Here is a 12526-nt window from a genome sequence, read left to right on the forward strand (position 1 = left end):
CTCCGCCCCGCCGCCACCCCCACCACCGGGCTTTGCCCGGGGTGGCGGCGAGCAGGCAAGATAGCCCGGTGACCCTCCTTGATCTGATGCCGAAGCCCGCCACCCCCGACGCGCTGTACGAGACGTTCGCAGCCTGGGCGGAGGAACGCGGGATCACGCTGTACCCGGCGCAGGAGGAGGCGCTGATCGAGCTGGTCTCGGGGAACAACGTCATCCTGGCGACGCCGACCGGCTCGGGAAAGAGCCTGGTGGCGGCGGGTGCGCACTTCGCGGCGCTGGCGGAGGGGCAGCGGACCTTCTACACGGCGCCGATCAAGGCGCTGGTGTCGGAGAAGTTCTTCGACCTGGTGAAGATGTTCGGCACCGAGCAGGTCGGCATGATGACGGGCGACGCGAGCGTCAACCCGACCGCGCCGATCATCTGCTGCACCGCCGAGGTGCTGGCCCAGATCGCGCTGCGGGACGGCGCGCGGGCGGACATCGGCCAGGTGGTGATGGACGAGTTCCACTTCTACGCGGAGCCGGACCGCGGCTGGGCCTGGCAGATCCCGCTGCTGGAGCTGCCGCAGGCGCAGTTCCTGCTGATGTCGGCGACGCTCGGCGACGTGCGCCGCTTCGAGGAGGACCTGACCCGCCGCACCGGCCGTCCGACCACGGTGGTGCGCAACGCGACCCGTCCGGTGCCGCTGTTCTACGAGTACCGCCGCACCACCCTGCACGACACCCTGGAGGAGCTGCTGCAGACCGGCCAGGCGCCGGTCTACGTCGTGCACTTCACCCAGAAGGAGGCGGTGGAGCGGGCGCAGTCGCTGATGAGCATCAACATGTGCTCGAAGGCGGAGAAGGAGGCCATCGCCGACCTGATCGGCGGCTTCCGGTTCACCACCAAGTTCGGCCGCAACCTGTCCCGTTTCGTCCGCCACGGCATCGGCGTGCACCACGCGGGCATGCTGCCGAAGTACCGCCGGCTGGTCGAACGCCTCGCCCAGGCAGGCCTGTTGAAGGTGATCTGCGGGACGGACACGCTCGGCGTGGGCGTCAATGTGCCGATCCGCACGGTGCTGTTCACCGCCCTCTCGAAGTACGACGGGCAGCGGGTGCGCATCCTGCGCGCCCGGGAGTTCCACCAGATCGCCGGGCGGGCCGGCCGGGCGGGCTTCGACACCGTCGGCCAGGTGGTCGCCCAGGCGCCGGAGCACGTGATCGAGAACGACAAGGCGATCGCCAAGGCCGGGGACGACCCGAAGAAGAAGCGCAAGGTGGTGCGGAAGAAGGCGCCGGAGGGCTTCGTCGGCTGGACGGAGGAGACCTTCGAGAGGCTGATCTCCGCCGACCCGGAGCCGCTGGTCTCCCGGTTCAAGGTGAGCCACGCGATGCTGCTGTCGGTGATCGGCCGCCCGGGCAACGCCTTCGAGGCGATGCGCAAGCTGCTGACCGACAACCACGAGGACAAGGCCGCCCAGCGCCGGCACATCCGCACCGCGATCGCCATCTACCGCTCACTGCTGGAGGGCGGTGTGGTGGAGCGACTGCCGGAGCCGGACGCCGAGGGCCGGATCGTCCGCCTGACCCTGGACCTCCAGGAGAACTTCGCGCTCAACCAGCCGCTGTCCACCTTCGCGCTGGCCTCCTTCGAGCTGCTCGACCCGACCTCGCCCTCGTACGCGATGGACGTCATCTCGGTCGTCGAGGCGACCCTCGACGACCCGCGCCAGATCCTCGCCGCCCAGCAGAACAAGGCGCGCGGCGAGGCGATCGGCGAGATGAAGCGCGACGGCATCGAGTACGAGGAGCGGATGGAGCGGCTCCAGGAGATCACCTACCCGAAGCCGCTGGAGGAGCTGCTCACCCACGCGTACGAGGTGTACCGCCGGGCGCACCCGTGGATCGGCGACCACCAGCTGCAGCCCAAGTCCGTGGTGCGCGACCTGTACGAGCGGGCGATGACCTTCTCGGACTACGTCGGCTTCTACGAACTCGCCCGCACCGAGGGCATCGTGCTGCGCTACCTGGCCGGGGCGTACAAGGCGCTGGAGCAGACCGTCCCCGAGGACGTGAAGACGGACGACCTCAAGGACGTCATCGCCTGGCTCGGCGAGCTGGTCCGCCAGGTCGACTCCAGCCTGCTGGACGAGTGGGAGCAGCTGGCCAACCCGACCGAGGCGGCCACCGCCGAGGTCACCCTGGACGACAAGCCGGCGCCGGTCACCGCGAACGCGCGGGCGTTCCGGGTGCTGGTGCGCAACGAGATGTTCCGCCGGGTCGAGCTGTGCGCGCTGGAGCACTGGAACGAGCTCGGCGAGCTGGACGGCGAGTACGGCTGGGACGCGGACCGCTGGGCGGACGCCATGGACGGGTACTGGGACGAGTACGACGACCTCGGTACCGGACCGAACGCGCGCGGCCCGAAGATGCTGATCATCGAGGAGGAGGACTCCGCCTGGAAGGTCCGGCAGATCTTCGACGACCCGGAGGGCGACCACGACTGGGGCATCAGCGCCGAGGTCGACCTGTACGGCTCGGACGAGGAGGGCCGGGCGGTGGTGCGGGTGACGGCGGTGGACCGGCTCGGAGGCTGACGTCGGAGGCCGACCCTCGGAGGCTGACGGAGCATGCGGAAGGGGCCCGGCGCGGATCGCGCGCCGGGCCCCTGGCCGTTCGTCCACCGCCGCGGCTACATCCAGACGAACGGCTGCCCCACCGCGTAGGACAACGCGCGGGTGGCCTCGTCCAGGTTCGGTTCGCCGCCGGTGCCCGAGACGCCGGGCGCCGGAGTGGTCGCCGCGGGGGTGCCCGGGGCGGGGGTGCCGGCCGGGCGGCCGTCGCCGGCGCGGGAGCTGGTGACGGTCACGTAGTGGCCGACGGCCTCGACCCGCGGCTCACCGCCCGGCTTGGTGCCGCCGGCGGACTGCGCGGGCGCGATGTTGGTGTCGGCGAGGATGAAGGCGACCGTGCCGGGCTTGTCGCGCAGGGTGTCGGCGGCCTTGGCGGCGGCGTTCTGGTCGGCGAAGCGCAGCAGGGTGACGCTGGAGAGCACCGGGTGGTCGACACCGGTGAAGCTGACCGTCAGGTAGGCCTGGCAGCCGCTGTCCTTGAGCAGTTCCTGGGTGCGGTCCTGGAGCACCTCGGAGCAGTTCTCGCCCTGCCGGATGCCGTTGCGGCGCGCCTTGTAGCCGATGGCGTCGACCGGCCGCTGGGCCGGGAAGAGGCTGTCGGCGTTGAGGCCCTCGGGGTCGGTGGTCGGCGGCGGGGCGCCCACCACCGGGGGCGTGCGGTCGGCGTCCTTGGCGGACGGGCCCAGCCCGGGTATGTAGTCGCCGGGCGTCGGCTGGGTGATGATCCATCCGCCGGCCGCGACCACGCCCACCATGACGACCCAACCGACCGCCCGGCGGCCGGTCAGCCGCCGGCCGCGCTTGGGTTCCGCCTCGACCGGCCCCCCGCCGGTCCGCTGTCCTGCCCGGCCGTCGCGGCCCTCTCCCGGAGTCGGGGTGCGCTCCCCCTGCGTGGTCATGGCGCAGATTCTAAGCACCCGCCGGGTGGCGTGGGTCACGGGGTCGGGCCTTGTCGATCACCGGTCCGGGCGCCCTCGCACTACTCGCCGGTAACCGGGCTCCGGTGCCATCGTCAAGCGCGTGACCAGCGCCGACGCCGTGAGCTTCGACACTGTGGCAATCGGCACATCCTTCCGGGGATCTTCTGGTGGGTTTGCTCTGGCGCCATTCGAGCGCCAGCAGGCAGGATCGGCCCCATGGATCTGCTCGATACCCTCACCGCCAAGGGCCTGCGCGGCGAAGTCCCGACCCGCGAGGAGGCCCTGGCCGTCCTCGCCACCACCGACGACGAGCTGCTCGACGTGGTCGCCGCGGCCGGCAAGGTGCGCCGCCGCTGGTTCGGCCGCCGGGTCAAGCTCAACTACCTGGTGAACCTGAAGAGCGGGCTCTGCCCCGAGGACTGCTCCTACTGCTCCCAGCGGCTCGGGTCCAAGGCCGAGATCCTCAAGTACACCTGGCTGAAGCCGGACCAGGCCGCCGACGCCGCCCGCGCCGGGGTGGCCGGCGGCGCCAAGCGGGTCTGCCTGGTCGCCAGCGGCCGCGGCCCGACGGACCGTGACATCGACCGGGTCACCGACACCATGGCCGCCATCAAGGACGCCGACCCCGAGGTCGAGATCTGCGTCTGCCTCGGCCTGCTCTCCGACAACCAGGCCGAGCGGCTCAAGGCGGCCGGCGCCGACGCCTACAACCACAACCTCAACACCTCCGAGAACACCTACGGCACCATCACCAAGACCCACACCTACGCGGACCGGGTCGACACCGTCCAGAAGGCCCACGGAGCCGGCCTGTCCGCCTGCTCCGGCCTGATCGCCGGCATGGGCGAGACCGACGAGGACCTGGTCGACGTGGTGTTCGCGCTGCGCGAGCTGGGCTCGGACTCCGTCCCGGTCAACTTCCTGATCCCCTTCGAGGGCACCCCGCTCGCCAAGGAGTGGAACCTCACCCCGCAGCGCTGCCTGCGCATCCTGGCGATGGTCCGCTTCGTCAACCCCGACACCGAGGTGCGGATCGCCGGCGGGCGCGAGGTGCACCTGCGCACCATGCAGCCGCTCGGCCTGCACATCGCCAACTCGATCTTCCTGGGCGACTACCTGACCAGCGAGGGCCAGGCCGGGCAGGCCGACCTCGACATGATCAAGGACGCCGGCTTCGAGGTCGAGGGCGCCGGCGAGGCCACCCTGCCCCGCCACCGCGCCGACGTCGCCGAGGCGGCGCACGCGGGCGGAGGCTGCGGCACCGCCGCCTCGGCGTGCGGCAGCGGCGGCGGCTGCGGGCCGTGCGGCGGGCACGGGCACGCGCCCGCGAGCACCGCGGCTGCGGCCCCGGTCGCGGCCCCGGCCACGGAGAGCGCCAACGACGAGCTGCGCGACGACCTGGTCAAGGTCCGCCGCCGCGGCGCCGGCACCGAACTCGCGCCCAACGCCTGACCCTCCCGCACACTCCGGAGCGATCTCACCATGTCCCAGCTGTCCACGGACACGCTGCTCGCCCTCGACCGGGCGCACGTCTGGCACCCGTACGGGCCGATGCCCGGCACCGTCACCCCGTACGTGGTCGAATCCGCCTCGGGCGTCCGACTGCGGCTGGCCGAGCCCGTCGCGGGCGGGCAGGCCGAGCTGGTCGACGGGATGTCGTCCTGGTGGGCGGCCATCCACGGCTACCGGCACCCGGTGCTGGACGAGGCGGTGCGCGAGCAGCTGGGCCGGATGAGCCACGTGATGTTCGGCGGGCTCACCCACGAACCCGCCGTCCGGCTCGCCGCCCGCCTGGTGGAGATCACCCCGGAGCCGCTGCAGCACGTCTTCCTCGCCGACTCCGGCTCGGTCGCGGTCGAGGTCGCGATGAAGATGTGCCTGCAGTACTGGCAGTCCACCGGGCAGCCGCAGAAGCGCCGGCTGCTGACCTGGCGCGGCGGCTACCACGGCGACACCTTCCACCCGATGTCGGTCTGCGACCCGGACGGCGGGATGCACCACCTGTGGGGCGGGGTGCTGCCCGGGCAGCTCTTCGCCCCACAGCCTCCGGCCGGCTTCGACGCCCCGCTCGACCCCGAATACGCCGCCAGGTTCGAGGAGTTGATGGCTCGTCATGCCGACGAGCTGGCCGCCGTCATCGTCGAGCCGGTGGTCCAGGGCGCGGGCGGCATGCAGTTCCACTCCCCCGCCTACCTGCGGATGCTGCGCGAACTCTGCGACCGCCACGGCGTGTTGCTGGTCTTCGACGAGATCGCCACCGGCTTCGGCCGCAGCGGCGCCCTGTTCGCCGCCGACCACGCGGGCGTCTCCCCGGACGTGATGTGCCTGGGCAAGGCCCTCACCGGCGGCTACCTCACGCTCGCCGCCGCCCTGTGCACCGGCGAGATCGCCGACGGCATCAGCCGCGGCGAGATGCCCGTCCTCGCCCACGGCCCGACCTTCATGGGCAACCCGCTGGCCTGCGCCGCCGCCAACGCCTCGCTGGACCTGCTGCTCGGACAGGACTGGGCGATGGAGGTCAAGCGCATCGAGGGCGGGCTGCGGGACGGCCTCGCCCCGGCCGCCTCGCTTCCCGGCGTGCACGACGTGCGGGTCCGAGGCGCCATCGGCGTCGTGCAGTTGGACCACCCGGTGAACGTCGCGGCGGCGACCGAGGCGGCCGCGCGCGAGGGCGTCTGGCTGCGGCCCTTCCGGGACCTGATCTACACCATGCCCCCCTACGTGACGGAGGACCAGGACGTGGCACGGATCGCCGCCGCCGTGACCGCCGCGGCGGTGGCCGGATGAACGCGCGCATCCTGTTCGTGACGGGCACCAACACGGACGTCGGCAAGACCGTCGCCACGGCCGCCCTCGCCTCGGCGGCCCTGCGGGGCGGCCGGAAGGTCGCCGTGCTCAAGCCCGGACAGACCGGCGTGGCACCGGGCGAACCGGGCGACGCCACCGAAGTCCGGCGCCTGGCAGGTGAACTGACGATCAGTGAACTCGTCCGCTACCCCGAGCCACTGGCCCCCGACACCGCCGCCCGACGGGCCGGGATGCCGTACCTCTCCCCCGCCGAGGTGGTGGCCGAGGTCGCCGAACTCGCCGCGACGCACGACCTGGTGCTGGTCGAGGGCGCGGGCGGCCTGCTGGTCCGCTACGACGACCGGGGCCGTACGCTGGCCGACCAGGCCCGGGCCGTACGGGACGCCGGCCTCGACGCCGAGGTGCTGCTGATCGCCTCCGCCGGCCTGGGCACCCTCAACATCGTCTCGCTCACGGCCGAGGCCCTGGCCGCCCGCGAACTCCCGCTCGCCGGCGTCGTGGTCGGCTCCTGGCCCGCCGAGCCGGGCCTCGCCGAACGCTGCAACCTCGCCGACCTGCCCCGCTCGGCCGGCGCCCCGCTGCTCGGCGCCCTGCCGGAACGGGCGGGCGCGGCCGAGGACTTCCCGGCCCTGGCCGTCGCCTCGCTGGCCCCCGAGCTGGGCGGCAGCTGGAACGCGGAGCACTTCGCACACCTCCATCGGCCGGAATAGCGCCCGCTTCGCTCGATGGGGTGATTCCGGGGCCCGAATTGCAGCGCCGGGCACTTCGGGCTCAATAGCGTTGCCCCCATGACAGACGGGCTGAGCATGGACGAGGCCCTCCGGGCCTTGGCCGCCCTGGAGGCGGCGTGGAAGGACGACCACGAGGCGCTGTCCGCCCTGGCGGCGGGCAGCGCCGACGAGCGGTCGCTGCCGGAGCTGGTCGCCGCGTACGGCGAGCACGCGATGGACACGTTGATGGCCCTGGCCTTCGGGCTGCGGTCCAGCATGAGCGACGAGGAGATCGCCGAACTCTCGGACGCCGTCAGCGCCAACATCGGCGCCCGGATGAGCGCCCTGCTCACCCAGACCCTCAAGGCCTGGGGCACGGTCGCCGCCGCCGACGACCTCACCGTCACCAAGGTCATCGCCCACACGGTGATCGACGCCATGCGCGCCGTGACGGAGGATCCCAGCAAGACCGAGGTGCTGCCCCTGCTGGCTACCTTCCGCAGCTACGCCCTCAACGGCGTCTGAGGAGCGGACGCGCGCTCCTCGAAGGTGACCGCGATGCCCGACGGGGCCGGCCCTGAGTGCGGGCTTCGAGACTCCTCGAAGCCCGCGCTTTCACGTGCGCGCCCTCATCCACCCGGCGGCGAGCGTGAAACCGCCCGTCGAGGCGGCGAGGAAGGTGAGGACGAACACCAGGGCATCGGCTGCCGGGGACAGGTCGTCGGGGATCGCGCCCCATGACAAGGTCGGCGAGCGCCTGAATGTCCGGGTCGAGCGTGAGGACGAGGACGAGATCCGCTCCCTCGCAAGGACTTACGATGGGCTTCAGGCCCAAGCCCTCTCATGTGCGGACTCCCTGGCTCTCATCCGCACGCGTCTCAAGGAGTTCCACGCCATGTTCCCCATCGCGACGGTCAAGCCCGGTTCCTGGCTGAAGTCCTCGTACAGCAGCGGTGGTGGCAACTGCATCGAGGTCGCTTCTGGCGTCCCCGGTGTCCTCCCCGTCCGCGACAGCAAGGACCCCGATGGCCCGCAGCTCGCCTTCGGCACGGCCGCCTGGCAGTCCTTCATCGCCGGTATCAAGTCCGGCGAGTTCGGCTCCGTCTGACGTCCGTCATCTCGTAGGGGAACGCCGTGCGGCCAGTTGCTGATCCTGCTCCGCTGGAGTTCGCGTTACTCGGCGCGCTGCGGGTGCGGCGCGCCGGTACGGCCGTCGAGCTCGGGGCACCACGGCAGCGGGCCGTGCTGGTCTCCCTCCTCCTCCGGCCGAACACGGTCGTGACGGTCGATCAACTGACCGACGACTTATGGGGCGACGAGCCGCCCGGCTCGCCCGTCGTCGCCCTCCGCTCGTACGTCTCACAGTTACGCAAGCTGCTGGATCCGACCGTCCTGGTGTCCCAGTCCGGCGGCTACCGGCTGGTGATCGAACCGGGCCGCATCGACCTGTGGCGGGTCAGGCAGCTCCACGAACTGGCGGGGAAGAACCCCCGGCAGGCTCGGGAACACCTCGCCGAAGCCCTCGCCCTCTGGCGCGGCGAACCGCTCGCCGACCTGCCCGGCCCCCTGATGGGCCGCGAGCGGCAGCGGCTCTCTGAGCTGCGCCTCACGCTCCAGGAGGAACTCCTCTCCCTCTCCGACTCCGCGGACCGGCTAACGGAGTTGGAGGCATTGGCCGCCGAACACCCCTTTCGTGAACGCCTCCAGACCCTGCTCATCCGCACCCTGCACCGCAGCGGCCGCACGACCGAAGCGCGGACCGTGTACGACGCGCTGCACTCCCGGCTGGTCGAGCAGCTCGGGATCGAACCCGGGCCCGAGATCACCGCCCTCCGTCACGAGCTCGATCTCCGTCACGCGCTGGATCCCGACCAACTACCCGAAGCTCCCGCGCACTTCACCGGTCGGCAGGAGCACGTCGCCGACATCGCCCGTGCCCTCACCGACCGCAGCACCCCCGGCCTGCGGCTGGTCGCCGTCACCGGCATGGCCGGCGTCGGCAAGACCGCCCTCGCGGTGCGCGCCGCGCACGCCCTGCGGCCCGACTTCCCCGACGGCCGCCTCCACGCCGACCTCCGGGGCGCCGACCTCGTCCCCGCCAGCGCCTCCGACCTCCTCGCGGACTTCCTGACCACCCTGGGCGTGCGCCCGTCCGCCGTGCCCAAGGACCTCGCGGGCAGGTCCGCGCTCTTCCGGACCGCCAGCACCGGCAAGCGGCTGCTCATCCTCCTCGACAACGCCCGGGACGACGCCCAGATCCAGCCCCTGCTGCCCGGCTCCTCCGACTGCGCGGTGATCGTCACCAGCCGCACCGCGCTGCCCGGCATCCCGTCCCTCCGGCGGATCGCGCTGGACGTGCTCAGCGGGCAGGAGGCGCTCGACCTGCTGGACTCCGTCATCGGCCCGGCCCGCCGATCCGCCCAACGCGCCCAGGCCGAGCTGCTGGTCGAGGCCTGCGGCCGGCTCCCGCTGGCCGTACGGATCGCCGCGGCCCGGCTCGCGGCCTCCCCCGACCAGCCGATCGCCGAGCTCGTCCGGCTGCTGGCCGACGACCGCGAGGGCATCGCCGCGATCGAGCAGGTCTTCCAGCTCAGCTACCGGCTCCTCCCGCCGCCACTGGCAACGGCGTTCCGGGTCCTCTCCTGGGTGGAGCCGGACCTCGGCCTGGCCTCGGCCGCGGCCGTCCTGGGCCTACCGGAGCACCAGGCGGAGCGCCTCGCCGAGGCGCTGGTGGACCAGGCGCTGCTGGAGTCGACGGGCGCCGGACGCTACCGCTTCCACGACCTGGTACGGGCCTTCGCCCGCCGGACGTCCCTGCGTCTCGACGCGACCGAACGCACGGCCGCCCACCGGAGCCTGCTGGCCCTGCTCCTGACCCGCGCCCGGACGGCCTTCGCCCTCGCCGTCCCCGGCGACCCGGTCGCCGACGTCTTCGGTGAAGGTGAGCCGGTGACCCGCCCGGGCTTCGCCGACCTGGCGGACGCCCGCCGCTGGGCCCGGGCCGAGGCCCCCGGCGCCGTGGCGCTCACCGCCGCCGCCGCCACCCTCACCCCGGACGCCGCCACCCTGCGCTCCGCCGTCGACCTGCTGATCGCCCTGAGCCCGCTCGGCCTCGGCGCCTTCGCCGGCCGGGCGGAGGAGGCGGCCCGCCTCCTCATCACGGCTGCGGTCACCTGCGGCGACCGCGCCGCCGAGGGCCGCGCCCGGTTCCTGCTGGGGACCGTCCTGCTGGCCCGGGCCCGGCTGGACGAGGCCGCCGACCAGGCCCGGCAGGCCGCCCGCGCCTGCCAGGAGGCGGACGATCCGGCCGTGCACCGTCAGGCCCTCAACGACCTTGGCCTGATCGCCCAGGCCCAGGCCCGACACCAGGAGGCGATCACCGCCTTCGACCAGGCGGCGGCCCTCGCCCGCCGACTCGGACACCGTTCGGGCGAGCTGGCGAGCACCGCGAACGCGGCGCTGTCCCGGATCCGCAGCGGCCACGCCGAAGAGGCCGCGGAGACGTGTCGGCGGCTGCTGGCCGGCCCCGGCACCACCGACGCCGCGATGACCGCCTATGTGCACTACGTCCTCGGCCTCGCCCATCAGGAGCTGGGCCAACTCGACGCCGCCGCCGCACAGTTGCGCCACTGCGTCGACCGCGCCCGCCCCGCCGGGGACCTGGACCGGGAGTCGGCGGCCCGCAGTCGGCTGGCCGACGTGCTGCGGCTGCTCGGGCGGGTCGAGGAGGCCGTCGACGAGGCGGACCACGCCCTGCGGCTGGCAACGCGAGGTGGGCGACAGCGCGAACGCGCCCTCGCCCACCTGGTGTTGGCCCATGCGGTGACCGCCCGCGGCGACCAGTCCGCCGCGCGCGCTCACGCGGCGCAGGCGCACCTGCTGCTCAGCGGCCTGGGCGCCCCGGAATCCGCCGACGCCCGGTCGCTGCTGTCGGCGCTGGCCACCGCCGACGGGCCGGCCGCTTCGGACGGGCCGGTCACCGCCGACGGGTCGGTGACTTCGGACGGGCCGGTCACCTCGGGCGGATGACCAGCCCCGTCCCGTTCCACGCCACCTTGTTCGCCAGGCACTGAACGTCCGCCGACCCCCCGCAGGCCGACGAGCCGTCCCGTGCCTCGTCCCGTACCGGATCCCCCGCCGTCACGGCGAAGAGGCCGGCCGCCGCCGCGAGGGCGGCCACGCCGCCGACCACCGTACGGGTCACCACTGTCGGAAACACTTCTCACGCTCCTTGCTCACGTGCCAACAAAGCGTCCGCACGCTCGCAGCAACCGGTAGACAGCCGGTCAACGCCCCCGCCCCGCCAGCGGACCGGCGAACCCGGCCACGGCTCAGTGGCCCTCCTCGACCGGGAACGGCCCGGTGGCCCAGTGCAGTCGGGCCGGGCCGCCGCTCGGCCGGTCGTGGTGGAGGTGGCGGCGGCCCTCGCCGAGCGGGCCGAGGTCGAGCGGGGCGAGGGTGCCGACGGCCAGTGCGGTGGCCTCCCGGCCGGTCAGCGGCACGATCGTCAGGTAGGAGGCGTCGTCACCGCCCGACCAGTCGGTGAACTCGGTGCGGATCCAGCCGAAGCGCTGGGCGCAGGCCAGGCAGCGGCGGACGGAGACGGCGAAGTGCGGGTCGGCCACCACCGCCGCCTCGTACGCGAAGCCCTCGCGCTGGCGCGCCCACACCGCCTGCGCGTCCTCGCCGTAGCATTCGGCGCAGCCGAACGCCCAGGACGCCCCCGACGCCGTCACGCGGCCTCCAGCAGTACGGCGGGCAGTTCGCCGTCCAGCACGGCCGCGCGCGGCAGGGCCAGTCCGAAGCGGCGGCCGAGCAGTTCCAGGCAGCTCCGGTGGACGTCCCGGCGGCTGCGCTCCGGGTCGGGCAGTCCGGCGGCGGCCAGGTCGGCGGTCACCGCGGCGGCCGTCGCCGGGTCGCCGTCGACGCCGTCGCGGCCCCAACTGGCGTCGAGGTGGAGGTTGAAGAAGCAGAGCGGCTGGCCGTCCCGCGAGGAGTCGAACTGCGGCGGCACCGGCTTGCCGTTCTCCTCCTCGTACTCGACGTGGTACACCTCGGCGCCACCGCGGGAGACGGACGCCGGGAGGGCCAGCTCGCCCTGCCAGTAGCCGTACGCGACGGCGAAGGCGAGGTCGCCGGCCTGTCCGTACCGCAGCGCGACGTCTTCGGTGCCGCTCATCAGGTCGAGTTCGTGCTCCTCGATCAGGTCCTCGGCGGTGGACGGCCCGAGCGGCCGCGCGGTGCGCCGGGGAAAGGTTTCGGCGGCGATCCGGGCCACGAGCTCCGCGGGCTCCAGACCACGGGCCAGGACCACGCTGTAGCCGCCGAAGGCGATCGACTCCGGCTCCGCGAGCCAGCTGAGGGTGTCCGTCATGCCGATCATCCTGCCTCATGGGGAACCGTCCGTCGCGGCCCGGTCCAGACCAGTTCGCGTTAGGGCCCGTCGTCAACCTCCCGCCTGCGGGAGGTTGAC

The 12526-nt window shown here is 73.1% G+C and carries 11 protein-coding genes; 7 read left to right on the forward strand and 4 right to left on the reverse strand.

The window, feature by feature from the left end:
* The first annotated feature begins 86 nt into the window (after positions 1 to 86).
* Complete coding sequence (locus tag ACFWIS_RS31355; protein ID WP_380459758.1) at positions 87 to 2579, forward strand: DEAD/DEAH box helicase; 2493 nt, start codon at positions 87 to 89, stop codon at positions 2577 to 2579.
* Between the two features lie 95 nt (positions 2580 to 2674).
* Here ACFWIS_RS31355 and ACFWIS_RS31360 read toward each other — a convergent pair whose 3' ends face one another.
* Positions 2675 to 3514, reverse strand: a complete 840-nt coding sequence (locus ACFWIS_RS31360) for a hypothetical protein (protein WP_380459704.1) — start codon at positions 3512 to 3514, stop codon at positions 2675 to 2677.
* Between the two features lie 237 nt (positions 3515 to 3751).
* Here ACFWIS_RS31360 and bioB point away from each other — a divergent pair, with 237 nt between their 5' ends.
* The 6 genes from bioB to ACFWIS_RS31390 all read left to right on the forward strand — a co-directional run bounded on the left by bioB (position 3752) and on the right by ACFWIS_RS31390 (position 11082).
* Positions 3752 to 4987: a biotin synthase BioB gene (gene bioB, locus ACFWIS_RS31365; protein WP_380459702.1), complete on the forward strand. Its 1236-nt coding sequence runs from the start codon at positions 3752 to 3754 to the stop codon at positions 4985 to 4987.
* A 30-nt stretch (positions 4988 to 5017) separates the two neighbouring features.
* On the forward strand, positions 5018 to 6322 hold the full coding sequence (locus ACFWIS_RS31370; protein ID WP_380459700.1) for an adenosylmethionine--8-amino-7-oxononanoate transaminase: 1305 nt from the start codon (positions 5018 to 5020) through the stop codon (positions 6320 to 6322).
* Complete coding sequence (gene bioD / locus ACFWIS_RS31375) at positions 6319 to 7053, forward strand: dethiobiotin synthase (RefSeq protein ID WP_380459698.1); 735 nt, start codon at positions 6319 to 6321, stop codon at positions 7051 to 7053. Before ACFWIS_RS31370 ends, bioD begins: the two co-directional genes overlap by 4 nt.
* A gap of 78 nt (positions 7054 to 7131) precedes the next feature.
* Entirely contained in the window at positions 7132 to 7578 is a 447-nt protein-coding gene (locus tag ACFWIS_RS31380) for a hypothetical protein (RefSeq protein ID WP_380459696.1), read from the forward strand.
* 370 nt (positions 7579 to 7948) lie between these two features.
* Positions 7949 to 8161, forward strand: a complete 213-nt coding sequence (locus tag ACFWIS_RS31385) for a DUF397 domain-containing protein (protein WP_380459694.1) — start codon at positions 7949 to 7951, stop codon at positions 8159 to 8161.
* A gap of 26 nt (positions 8162 to 8187) precedes the next feature.
* Positions 8188 to 11082 carry a BTAD domain-containing putative transcriptional regulator gene (locus tag ACFWIS_RS31390; RefSeq protein ID WP_380459692.1) on the forward strand — a complete coding sequence of 965 codons (2895 nt, stop codon included), beginning with the start codon at positions 8188 to 8190 and terminating at the stop codon, positions 11080 to 11082.
* Here the strand turns inward: ACFWIS_RS31390 and ACFWIS_RS31395 are convergent.
* The 3 genes from ACFWIS_RS31395 to ACFWIS_RS31405 all read right to left on the reverse strand — a co-directional run bounded on the left by ACFWIS_RS31395 (position 11066) and on the right by ACFWIS_RS31405 (position 12427).
* Positions 11066 to 11272 carry a hypothetical protein gene (locus tag ACFWIS_RS31395; protein ID WP_380459690.1) on the reverse strand — a complete coding sequence of 69 codons (207 nt, stop codon included), beginning with the start codon at positions 11270 to 11272 and terminating at the stop codon, positions 11066 to 11068. The two genes, ACFWIS_RS31390 and ACFWIS_RS31395, sit on opposite strands and share 17 nt — an antisense overlap.
* 112 nt (positions 11273 to 11384) lie before the next feature.
* Entirely contained in the window at positions 11385 to 11789 is a 405-nt protein-coding gene (locus tag ACFWIS_RS31400; RefSeq protein ID WP_380459689.1) for a hypothetical protein, read from the reverse strand.
* Positions 11786 to 12427, reverse strand: coding sequence for a hypothetical protein (locus ACFWIS_RS31405; RefSeq protein WP_380459687.1), 642 nt, complete (start codon positions 12425 to 12427; stop codon positions 11786 to 11788). Before ACFWIS_RS31405 ends, ACFWIS_RS31400 begins: the two co-directional genes overlap by 4 nt.
* Positions 12428 to 12526 lie beyond the last annotated feature (99 nt).

Origin of the sequence: Kitasatospora sp. NPDC127060 (assembly GCF_042724935.1) — a bacterium.
Classification (GTDB): domain Bacteria; phylum Actinomycetota; class Actinomycetes; order Streptomycetales; family Streptomycetaceae; genus Kitasatospora.

Bases quoted from the DNA above. Each gene is read 5' to 3' on its own strand.
- ACFWIS_RS31355 (WP_380459758.1), top strand. From the start codon at position 87: ATGCCGAAGCCCGCCACCCCCGACGCGCTGTACGAGACGTTCGCAGCC.
- ACFWIS_RS31360 (WP_380459704.1), bottom strand. From the start codon at position 3,514: ATGACCACGCAGGGGGAGCGCACCCCGACTCCGGGAGAGGGCCGCGAC.
- bioB (WP_380459702.1), top strand. From the start codon at position 3,752: ATGGATCTGCTCGATACCCTCACCGCCAAGGGCCTGCGCGGCGAAGTC.
- ACFWIS_RS31370 (WP_380459700.1), top strand. From the start codon at position 5,018: ATGTCCCAGCTGTCCACGGACACGCTGCTCGCCCTCGACCGGGCGCAC.
- bioD (WP_380459698.1), top strand. From the start codon at position 6,319: ATGAACGCGCGCATCCTGTTCGTGACGGGCACCAACACGGACGTCGGC.
- ACFWIS_RS31380 (WP_380459696.1), top strand. From the start codon at position 7,132: ATGACAGACGGGCTGAGCATGGACGAGGCCCTCCGGGCCTTGGCCGCC.
- ACFWIS_RS31385 (WP_380459694.1), top strand. From the start codon at position 7,949: ATGTTCCCCATCGCGACGGTCAAGCCCGGTTCCTGGCTGAAGTCCTCG.
- ACFWIS_RS31405 (WP_380459687.1), bottom strand. From the start codon at position 12,427: ATGACGGACACCCTCAGCTGGCTCGCGGAGCCGGAGTCGATCGCCTTC.